Raw genomic sequence first — 11,476 nt, forward strand, 5'->3', positions numbered from 1 at the left:
GGTAGAATATATATTTGTTCTATCCACTTTTTCATTTCAGAAAAGTAGGGAATAGATAGTTGAAAAAGCTTACTATTTATGATTAAGTAGTAGTATAAGGAAAAGTTGAATTGATTTTAATAAAAGAGGAGTTTACATTAAAAATGAGTCAAAAACTATTTGCTTTTGATATTGATGGAACGTTACTAGATTCAAATAAAAATCCATTACCTAGTACTAAAAAAGCATTAAATATTTTGAAAGAAGCCGGCCACATTGTCATGATTGCCACTGGAAGGAGTCGTTATTTGGCAGAAGAAGTCATTACTGACTTGGGTTTTGATAATTACATATTGTGTAATGGATCAGCAGCATTTATTAAGGAAGAGCAAGTCTATAAAAGATTGCTACCAAAAGAAGAATTACTGGCATTCTTAGACGAAGCACACAGTATGCAAATTGATACATCTTTTGTTGGTCTGGATGCTTCTAAGCGTTCAACTACTTTTAACCCAGAAGATATGGAAGAGGCGATGAATTCCTTTGGTTCAACAACGCCAGATTTAGAGCCTGAATTTGTTCATAATGAAGATGTGTACCAAGCTTTGGCATTTTACGATGCTAGTTATGAAAACTTCTTTGACGACAAATACCCAGAGTTATCTTTTGTTCGTTGGCATGGAAAGTGCGTGGATGTGATTCCTAAAGGGGGATCGAAAGCTGCTACTATTTTAGAAGTAGCTGAACAATTAGGTTTGTCTAAAGAAGATGTGATTTCCTTTGGTGATGGTATGAACGACCGCGAAATGTTACAAATGTCTGGTACTGGAGTTGCTATGGGAAATGCTAGCGAAGAAGTTCGTGGTTATGCAAATATGATTACCGACGATAATGATAGCGATGGCATTTGGAAGGCATTAGTGAAATTAGGTTTTGTTGCAGAATAGGCAGGTGTTTTAATAGAAAGGGGAAACGTAAATGAAAATAGCGATGATTGCCCATGACCGTAAAAAAGAAATGATGATTAAATTAGTGGGTGCGTACAAAGATATCTTAGCTCAACATGAATTGTTTGCGACAGGTACAACTGGAGGCAGAATTCAAGATGAAACTGGTTTACCCGTACATTGTTTTAAATCAGGTCCATTAGGTGGCGACCAACAAATTGGGGCGATGATTTCTCAAGATGAATTGGATATGGTTATTTTTTTGCGGGACCCTTTGGCTGCTCAACCCCATGAACCAGATGTGACAGCTTTAATTCGTTTGTCAGATGTTTACGAAATCCCACTAGCAACCAATATCGGTACAGCAGAAATTTTAATACGTGGCTTAGAAGCTGGTTTTGCAGATTTTAGAAATGTTGTCCACGAGTTGGATCATACGATTTTTTAGATAGATGAGCGGATGCTGTTTTTTGAAATGAATTGCTTATAAAGAGTATTAAAAATACTGTAGAAACTGTAAGAAAACAGTAGAGAAAGTTCTTTGTCGTGTGCTAAAGAGCTGAATGAATTATTCTGACTTAGTGCGACTAGCGCTTAGTCAGGGTTTGAAGGTCAGCAGCCTAAGAGACTCTGTTAAGAGGCTCGTGACGATCTGACACAACAAAGTAACTTTTGGAGCTGCTTTCTTACAGTTTCATTTTTGTTATATAGAATACTACAAAAAGAGTTTGAAAGGACAAACTCTTTTTTTTCTGCCTTAAAACCATTATAATAGTTAAAGATATTGATAGAGAAGAGGAAAAAGTGTGCGGGTTTTATTTATCGGTGATGTAGTGGGTTCTCTAGGGAGACAGACAGTCACAGACTATTTGCCTAGATTAAAAAAGGCTTATCGTCCACAGGTAACAATTTTAAATGGAGAAAATGCGGCAGCAGGTCGTGGAATTACAGAAAAAATATACAAAAAATTTCTTCAAGACGGCGTAGATGTCGTTACTTTAGGGAATCATTCATGGGACAATCGAGAAATTTTTGAGTTTATCGACAGTGCCAAAAAAATGGTGCGTCCAGCCAATTTTCCAGAGGGTGTTCCAGGACAAGGTATGGTTTTTGTAAAGGTCAATGCTATTGAATTAGCTGTCATTAACTTACAGGCACGCACATTTATGGTAGATATTGATGATCCATTTAAAGAAGTGGACCGTTTAGTTACAGAAGCACGGAAACGCACGCCTTTCATTTTTGTTGATTTCCATGGAGAAACCACAAGTGAAAAACAAGCAATGGGCTGGTTTTTGGATGGTCGAGTATCAGCAGTTGTTGGAACGCATACGCATGTTCAAACGAATGATGCGCGTATTTTGCCACAAGGGACGGCTTTTTTGTCCGATGTGGGAATGACTGGACCTTATGATGGTATTTTAGGAATGAAAAAAGAACCAATTATCGAGAAGTTTATGACTGCTTTACCAAAACGTTTTGAAGTGGTTGAAAGTGGGCGAAGTATTCTTTCGGCTTGCATCATTGAAATTGATGAACAGACGGGGAAAGCCAAATCGATTCAACCGATTCAGATTAGTGAGGATCGTCCCTTTGATGAATAACTTGCGAGGTGTGAATGTGAGTCCTTTAGAACAGGAACCAGAAGTGTCAAAAGCGTTAGCGAAATTGCTAGAGCTGTTGTCCGAACATGAAACTATTAAAGAATTTAAAAAAATTCAAGCCAAAGCACAACAGAACAAGCACTTGAAAGAATTAGAAGAAGCCATTAAAGCAGCTCAAAAAGACGCTGTTCAATATGCGCATTACAATAAACCAGAGGGCGAACGTTTAGCAATTGCCCGAATTAACGAATTAAATAAAGAATATGCAGAACATCCTTTGGTAGTAGCGTATCGAGAAAAATTAATTGAAGCTGATGAATTATTGCATTATGTAACAACTAATTTGCAGCGACAAGTCAACGATGCGATTGAAAAAGATACCGAAGAATAAGAATGTTTTTCAAAGATTAATAAGAACGAGGGGGAGTATTTTACATGCCTCAAAAAACCAAACATACTCCAATGATGGAACAATACTTTAGCATCAAGGATCAATATCGAGATGCTTTTTTGTTCTATCGTTTAGGAGATTTTTATGAATTGTTTTATGACGATGCCATTGAGGTGTCTCAATTATTAGAATTGACTTTGACAAGTCGTAATAAAAACGCCGATGATCCGATTCCGATGTGTGGTGTTCCTTATCATGCTGCAGCTGGGTATATTGATACCTTAGTGGAGCGGGGCTATAAAGTAGCAATTTGTGAACAAGTTGAAGACCCAAAAACAACTAAAGGCATGGTCAAGCGTGAAGTTGTCCAATTAGTGACTCCGGGAACAGTGATGGATGGTAAAGGTTTATCTGCCAAAGACAACAACTATTTAACCGCTTTGTCTTTTGATGGAGAAAACTACGGCTTCGCTTATGTCGATTTATCTACGGGGGAATTACGAGCGGCTACTTTGAGTGATGAAGAAGCTGTTTTGAATGAAGCTTCGGCTTTGCAAACAAAAGAAGTGGTTTTTACTACAGCTATTCCTGATGAAGTTCGTCAATTGTTGGAAATACGTTTAGGCGTTATTTTTTCTGAACAACAAACTTATGAAGATGATGCAGAATTTCAGTTTTTAACAAGTGATTTAATGCATTCATCAGAAAAAGAAGTGACTGGAAAATTGTTAAGCTATTTATCGGTCACACAAAAGCGTAGTTTGGATCATATTCAAAAAGCAGTTGCGTATCAACCGAATCATTATTTGAAAATGGATTATTACTCTAAATTCAACTTAGAGTTAAGCCAATCCATTCGAACAGGGAAAAAACATGGAACTTTATTATGGTTATTGGACGAAAGTAAAACAGCGATGGGTGGTCGTTTATTAAAACAATGGATCGATCGTCCACTGATTCAGCAAACACAGATCAATGCACGACAAGACCAAGTAGCCTCTTTGATTCATGCCTTCTTTGAGCGAGAAGATTTAAAAACAGCTTTGACCAAAGTGTATGATTTGGAGCGTTTAGCTGGAAGAGTGGCTTTTGGTAGTGTCAATGGACGTGATTTGATTCAATTAAAAACATCTCTGCAACAAGTTCCTGCTATTCGTGAAATTTTACAGGGGATGGATGAAGGTGAATGGACGAAATTATTGGCTGCGATGGAACCAATGGAAGATTTGGTAGCCTTAATTAATCAAGCAATTAATGAGGAAGCACCTTTACAAATTACTGAAGGAAACGTGATTAAAGATGGATTTAATGAACAATTAGATCAGTATCGAGAAGCGATGAGAAATGGCAAGCAGTGGATTGCTGAATTAGAAGCAAAAGAACGTCAAGCTACTGGTATCAGCAAACTAAAAGTCGGCTATAATCGTGTCTTTGGTTACTACATTGAAATTACCAAATCGAATTTAGGAAATTTAGAAGAAGGTCGTTATGAAAGAAAACAGACATTAGCTAATGCGGAACGTTTTATTACACCTGAATTAAAAGAGCTAGAAAAAATTATTTTAGAAGCCGAAGATAAATCCGTAGACTTAGAGTATCGTTTGTTCTTGGAAGTGCGAGAAGAGATCAAAAAATCAATTGAACGTTTGCAACGTTTAGCGAAATCCATTAGTAGTGTGGACGTTTTACAAAGTTTTGCAACAATCAGTGAAAGATATCAATACGTTCGTCCGACAATGAGTAATGAACAAGAGCTTAGTATTGTTAACGGTCGTCATCCTGTCGTCGAAAAAGTCTTAGGGCATCAAGAATATATTCCCAACTCGATTTCGATGGATAAAGAAACCTTGATTCTGCTGATTACCGGACCTAATATGTCAGGGAAAAGTACTTATATGCGACAGTTGGCGCTGACGGTTGTTATGGCACAAATGGGTTGTTTTGTTCCCGCAGAATCAGCGGTCATGCCAATATTTGATCGTATCTTTACCCGCATTGGAGCTAGTGATGATTTGATTGCTGGGCAAAGTACCTTTATGGTGGAAATGATGGAAGCCAATCAAGCCTTGCGTTATGCGACACCGAATAGTTTAGTATTGTTTGATGAATTAGGAAGAGGAACGGCTACCTATGATGGTATGGCACTGGCTCAAGCAATTATTGAGTACATTCATCAAGAAGTCCGAGCAAAGACACTCTTTTCTACACATTATCATGAGTTAACTACCTTGGATGAAGAATTAACTCATTTGAGAAATGTTCATGTTGGTGCAGTAGAACAAGATGGCGAAGTGGTATTTTTGCATAAGATGATGGAAGGACCTGCAGATAAAAGTTACGGAATCCATGTGGCGAAAATTGCTGGTCTACCGGATGAGTTGTTAAAACGAGCAGATATTATTTTAACGGCTTTAGAAGAAGGACATATTGCACCGCAAACTCAATCAGTAAAAACAGAAAACAATGTAATAGAAGAGACCCAACAATTATCATTATTTAACGATTTGTCCCAAGAAGAGCAAGTCGTTGTGGATAAGTTGAAGAAACTAAATGTATTTGAGATGAATCCAATTGATGCGATGAAAGTATTGTATGAGCTGCAACAACAACTGCAAAAATAGAAAGAAGGGAAGACCATGGGAAAAATTCAGGAATTATCCGAACGTCTTGCCAATCAGATTGCAGCGGGTGAGGTCGTTGAACGTCCCGCCTCTGTAGTCAAAGAACTGGTAGAAAATGCGATTGATGCCGGTAGTAACCAGATTGATATTCTTTTAGAAGAAGCCGGTTTGCGTAAAATTCAAGTTGTAGATAATGGTGAAGGGATCGCCGAAGAAGATGTGTTGAATGCCTTCAAACGTCATGCGACCAGTAAAATTCATAGTCGAGATGATTTATTCCGTATTCGTACGTTAGGGTTTCGTGGCGAAGCATTGCCAAGTATTGCCTCTGTATCTGTTGTGACAGTCGAAACCTCCACTAAAGAAGAGTCGCAAGGAACCTACTTACGTTTAAAAGGTGGGACGGTTGAAGAGCATCGTCCGTCTGCTTTGCGAAAAGGCACTAAAATTACCGTTGAAAATCTTTTTTATAATACGCCAGCTCGTTTAAAGTATGTCAAAACCATCCAGACGGAATTAGCAAACATTGGTGACATCGTCAATCGTTTAGCATTAAGTCATCCGAATATTGCTTTTCGTTTAGTCCATGATGGAAATAAAATGATGAGTACTTCAGGAAATAGTGATTTAAAACAGGCAATTGCAGGTATCTACGGCTTACAAACAGCCAAAAAAATGCGTGAGATTCAAGCAAAGGATTTGGATTTTGAACTCTCTGGTTATGTATCCCTACCAGAAGTCACTCGAGCTAGTCGGAACTATTTAACAACAATCATTAATGGACGCTACATTAAAAATTTTGCACTAAATAAAGCGATTGTGAATGGTTATGGTTCTAAATTAATGGTCGGGAGATTCCCATTAGCCGTCGTTGAAATAAAAATGGACCCCCTCTTAGTTGATGTGAATGTTCATCCCACCAAACAAGAAGTCCGTTTATCAAAAGAAGAAGAGTTAACAACGTTACTAAGTAAAACGATTAATGAAGTTCTTAGAGAAGAAACTCTGATTCCAAATGCAGCGGATAATCTAAACTTTAAAAAGAAAGTTCCAAATCAAGAAAAAACCGAACAACTTTCCATCGAATTGGAACAACCACAACCTATAAAGTCTGGTTTATCCTATGACAAAGCAACAGGTAATTTCTTTGTAGCAGAAGATTCTCAACAGCTTGTGGACAACTTTGGGGATAAAAAGCAAAATCTTTCTTATGAGCAAGAAAATGTTGAGGTAGATGTTGATAAATCAACAAAAAAAGAAGAGAATCATTTTTCAGATCCATCCACAAGTAGCGATGTTTCTGTGGAAAACTATTCAAAAGCTTTTATAATAGAGCCGACAAGTGAAGATAATCAACATCCAGAATTTGACTTGAATCAAAAAAGTAACCAGCAACTTGTACAGCATTTAATGGAAGAAGAGGCACCTAAAGAACGTTTTCCACATTTAGAATACTTTGGACAAATGCATGGAACGTATCTATTTGCCCAAAGTCATGAAGGTTTATATATTATTGATCAACATGCGGCTCAAGAGCGGATTAAGTATGAGTATTTCCGTAAAATGATTGGCGAAGTTGGCGATGATTTACAGGAACTATTAGTACCGATTGTTTTAGATTATCCTAATAGTGATGCCTTAAAATTAAAAGAGCAGACGGAAGCTATGGAACAAGTGGGAATTTATTTAGAAGATTTTGGGGCGAATAGCTTTATTGTTCGAGCGCATCCAACTTGGTATCCAGCTGGTCAAGAAGAAGAAATCATTCGCGAGATGGTAGATATGTTATTGACTACCGGAAAAGTCAGTGTCCATCAGTTTAGGGAAGCGACGGCTATTATGATGAGTTGTAAACGATCAATTAAAGCCAATCATTATTTGAATCCACAACAAGCTCGAGTATTATTAGAAGATTTAGCGCAATGTGAAAATCCTTTTAATTGTCCACATGGTCGCCCTGTTTTGATTCACTTTACAAATGGTGACATGGAAAGAATGTTTAAACGAATTCAAGATCCCCATAAAGCGAGAGGTACCGAATGAAAATTATTTTAGCATCACAGTCACCGAGACGAAAAGAATTATTGCATTTAATAGTAAAAGATTTTCTGATTATACCCGCAGACATTGATGAAGCAGTCAATGAAAAGGAAGAACCAAAAGCCTATGTATCTAGAATGGCGCAGGAAAAAGCGGATGCCGTTAGTCAACAGTATCCAACAGATTTAGTGATTGCCAGTGATACAACCGTTGTTTGTAAAGGTGAGATTATGGGGAAACCCGAGTCTCGTCAAGAAGCCAAAGAAATGCTCGAAAAAATGAGTAAGGACATCCACAACGTTTATACTGCGGTAATGATTAAAAAAGGAGATAAAGTTGTAACCCATTTAGCTTCTGCTGAAGTGCGCTTTTTTGAATTGACAGAAGAAGAAATAGACAACTATCTTGATAAAGAAGAGTATGCAGATAAAGCAGGTGGGTATGGTATTCAAGGTGCAGCAGCAATTTTTGTTAAGGAAGTCAAAGGAGATTACTATAGTATAGTAGGTTTTCCTGTCGGTGTTGTGAATCAACTGTTAAAAGAATATCTATAAAAGAGCAGGCATTTTAATCAAAATGCCTGCTCTTTTTAACGCAATTATCACAATTTACAGATATTTCGAAAAAAATGAAAAAATACGAATTTTATGATTGACTTCTTAATAGGATACATGGTAAATTATTCAACGTTGGTTCTGAACCAACTCGTCAAAAAAATAATTTTGAAATAAATGAAATTAGTAGTTGACGAATTCTGAAACAGATGATATTATAACGAAGTCGTCAAAAACGAATCGAGAAATAACCTTGATAATACAAGAAAATTTCTAGAAAAAAGTCCTTGACGAATAACAATTCATTTGTTAAGATAATCAAGTCGCTGAAAACAGCAGCTCAGTTAGTTGAAAAAAACTTCTGAAAAAAACTTTTATAAAATGGTTGACATTTACTTGGTCAGCTGATATGATATAAAAGTTGCTAACACAGCACAACGTAGACCTTTGAAAACTGAACAAAGCAAGCAAACGAACCAAATGTGTAGGATGCTTCTTTTATAGAAGCAAACAACAACAAGCAAGCAGTAATGCTAGCAACGTTAATTTTATGAGCTTAACAATCGCAAGATTGTTTTCAAATTTTTTTATGAGAGTTTGATCCTGGCTCAGGACGAACGCTGGCGGCGTGCCTAATACATGCAAGTCGAACGCTTCTTTTTCACCGAACTTCGGTTCATCGAAAAAGAGGAGTGGCGAACGGGTGAGTAACACGTGGGTAACCTGCCCATCAGAAGGGGATAACACTTGGAAACAGGTGCTAATACCGTATAATGCTTTTTCTCGCATGAGAGCAAGCTGAAAGGCGCTTTTGCGTCACTGATGGATGGACCCGCGGTGCATTAGCTAGTTGGTGAGGTAACGGCTCACCAAGGCCACGATGCATAGCCGACCTGAGAGGGTGATCGGCCACACTGGGACTGAGACACGGCCCAGACTCCTACGGGAGGCAGCAGTAGGGAATCTTCGGCAATGGACGAAAGTCTGACCGAGCAACGCCGCGTGAGTGAAGAAGGTTTTCGGATCGTAAAACTCTGTTGTTAGAGAAGAACAAGGATGAGAGTAAAATGTTCATCCCTTGACGGTATCTAACCAGAAAGCCACGGCTAACTACGTGCCAGCAGCCGCGGTAATACGTAGGTGGCAAGCGTTGTCCGGATTTATTGGGCGTAAAGCGAGCGCAGGCGGTTTCTTAAGTCTGATGTGAAAGCCCCCGGCTCAACCGGGGAGGGTCATTGGAAACTGGGAGACTTGAGTGCAGAAGAGGAGAGTGGAATTCCATGTGTAGCGGTGAAATGCGTAGATATATGGAGGAACACCAGTGGCGAAGGCGGCTCTCTGGTCTGTAACTGACGCTGAGGCTCGAAAGCGTGGGGAGCAAACAGGATTAGATACCCTGGTAGTCCACGCCGTAAACGATGAGTGCTAAGTGTTGGAGGGTTTCCGCCCTTCAGTGCTGCAGCTAACGCATTAAGCACTCCGCCTGGGGAGTACGACCGCAAGGTTGAAACTCAAAGGAATTGACGGGGGCCCGCACAAGCGGTGGAGCATGTGGTTTAATTCGAAGCAACGCGAAGAACCTTACCAGGTCTTGACATCCTTTGACCATCCTAGAGATAGGACTTTCCCTTCGGGGACAAAGTGACAGGTGGTGCATGGTTGTCGTCAGCTCGTGTCGTGAGATGTTGGGTTAAGTCCCGCAACGAGCGCAACCCTTATTGTTAGTTGCCATCATTTAGTTGGGCACTCTAGCGAGACTGCCGGTGACAAACCGGAGGAAGGTGGGGATGACGTCAAATCATCATGCCCCTTATGACCTGGGCTACACACGTGCTACAATGGGAAGTACAACGAGTCGCGAAGTCGCGAGGCTAAGCTAATCTCTTAAAGCTTCTCTCAGTTCGGATTGTAGGCTGCAACTCGCCTACATGAAGCCGGAATCGCTAGTAATCGCGGATCAGCACGCCGCGGTGAATACGTTCCCGGGCCTTGTACACACCGCCCGTCACACCACGAGAGTTTGTAACACCCGAAGTCGGTGAGGTAACCTTTTTGGAGCCAGCCGCCTAAGGTGGGATAGATGATTGGGGTGAAGTCGTAACAAGGTAGCCGTATCGGAAGGTGCGGCTGGATCACCTCCTTTCTAAGGAATAGTACGGAGACTACACAGTCGATTGCAACACGCTTTGTTCAGTTTTGAGAGGTTTACTCTCAAACGATTGTTCATTGAAAACTGGATAGATAAAGCAACAAATAATCAAAACAAACCGAGAACACACCGCGTTGAATGAGTTTTTTAAGAAGTTCAATTGCAACTTTTTCTTGATAAAGCTTCTATCGCTAGAAGTACTTTATCAAAACCCAACCGTAAGGTTGATAAGGTTAAGTGAATAAGGGCGCACGGTGGATGCCTTGGCACTAGGAGCCGATGAAGGACGGGACGAACACCGATATGCTTTGGGGAGCTGTAAGTAAGCTTTGATCCAGAGATTTCCGAATGGGGGAACCCAGCATCTTTGATAGGATGTTACTATTAAGTGAATACATAGCTTAATAGAGGTAGACGCAGAGAACTGAAACATCTAAGTACCTGCAGGAAGAGAAAGAAAATTCGATTCCCTGAGTAGCGGCGAGCGAAACGGGAAAAGCCCAAACCAACAAGCTTGCTTGTTGGGGTTGTAGGACTCCAATATGGTAGTATTTTCAGATAGTCGAACAACTTGGAAAAGTTGGCCAGAGTGGGTAAAAGCCCCGTAGGCGAAAGATGGAAAGCACCTAGGAGGATCCTGAGTACGGCGGAACACGAGGAATTCCGTCGGAATCCGGGAGGACCATCTCCCAAGGCTAAATACTCCCTAGTGACCGATAGTGAACCAGTACCGTGAGGGAAAGGTGAAAAGCACCCCGGAAGGGGAGTGAAATAGAACCTGAAACCGTGTGCCTACAACAAGTTAAAGCCCGTTAATGGGTGATAGCGTGCCTTTTGTAGAATGAACCGGCGAGTTACGATTGCATGCGAGGTTAAGTTGAAGAAACGGAGCCGTAGCGAAAGCGAGTCTGAATAGGGCGAATGAGTATGTAGTCGTAGACCCGAAACCATGTGATCTACCCATGTCCAGGTTGAAGGTGCGGTAAAACGCACTGGAGGACCGAACCCACGTACGTTGAAAAGTGCGGGGATGAGGTGTGGGTAGCGGAGAAATTCCAAACGAACTTGGAGATAGCTGGTTCTCTCCGAAATAGCTTTAGGGCTAGCGTCGAAGTGAAGAATGATGGAGGTAGAGCACTGTTTGGACTAGGGGCCCATCTCGGGTTACCGAATTCAGATAAACTCCGAATG

7 protein-coding genes and 2 rRNA genes (1 of these 9 cut by a window edge) are annotated in these 11,476 nt (G+C 40.2%); all 9 read left to right on the top strand.

The features are described 5' to 3' along the window. Positions 1-143 precede the first annotated feature (143 nt). A complete protein-coding gene (locus AC4BBX_RS11065; RefSeq protein ID WP_490453877.1) occupies positions 144-926 on the top strand; it encodes an HAD family hydrolase in 783 nt (260 codons plus the stop codon). Positions 927-957: 31 nt separating this feature from the next. Next, positions 958-1,374, top strand: a complete 417-nt coding sequence (locus AC4BBX_RS11070) for a methylglyoxal synthase (protein ID WP_490453878.1) — start codon at positions 958-960, stop codon at positions 1,372-1,374. 358 nt (positions 1,375-1,732) lie between these two features. Further along, positions 1,733-2,530 (top strand): TIGR00282 family metallophosphoesterase, encoded by a 798-nt coding sequence (locus tag AC4BBX_RS11075; protein ID WP_490453879.1) that lies wholly within the window; start codon positions 1,733-1,735, stop codon positions 2,528-2,530. Beyond that, positions 2,523-2,921 (top strand): YlbF family regulator, encoded by a 399-nt coding sequence (locus AC4BBX_RS11080; RefSeq protein ID WP_490453880.1) that lies wholly within the window; start codon positions 2,523-2,525, stop codon positions 2,919-2,921. The genes AC4BBX_RS11075 and AC4BBX_RS11080 overlap by 8 nt, the downstream gene beginning before the upstream one ends. Positions 2,922-2,965: 44 nt before the next feature. Beyond that, positions 2,966-5,542, top strand: coding sequence for a DNA mismatch repair protein MutS (gene mutS / locus AC4BBX_RS11085; RefSeq protein WP_490453881.1), 2,577 nt, complete (start codon positions 2,966-2,968; stop codon positions 5,540-5,542). 15 nt (positions 5,543-5,557) lie between these two features. Beyond that, positions 5,558-7,585: a DNA mismatch repair endonuclease MutL gene (gene mutL, locus AC4BBX_RS11090; protein ID WP_490453882.1), complete on the top strand. Its 2,028-nt coding sequence runs from the start codon at positions 5,558-5,560 to the stop codon at positions 7,583-7,585. Next, complete coding sequence (locus AC4BBX_RS11095; protein ID WP_490453883.1) at positions 7,582-8,136, top strand: Maf family protein; 555 nt, start codon at positions 7,582-7,584, stop codon at positions 8,134-8,136. Before mutL ends, AC4BBX_RS11095 begins: the two co-directional genes overlap by 4 nt. 585 nt (positions 8,137-8,721) lie before the next feature. Continuing rightward, a 16S ribosomal RNA gene (locus AC4BBX_RS11100) occupies positions 8,722-10,279 on the top strand. A 237-nt stretch (positions 10,280-10,516) separates the two neighbouring features. After that, positions 10,517-11,476 (top strand): 23S ribosomal RNA (locus AC4BBX_RS11105); it runs 1,955 nt beyond the window's last position. The 16S and 23S rRNA genes sit together here, the layout of an rRNA operon.

The organism is Enterococcus sp. AMC1157 (assembly GCF_058216555.1).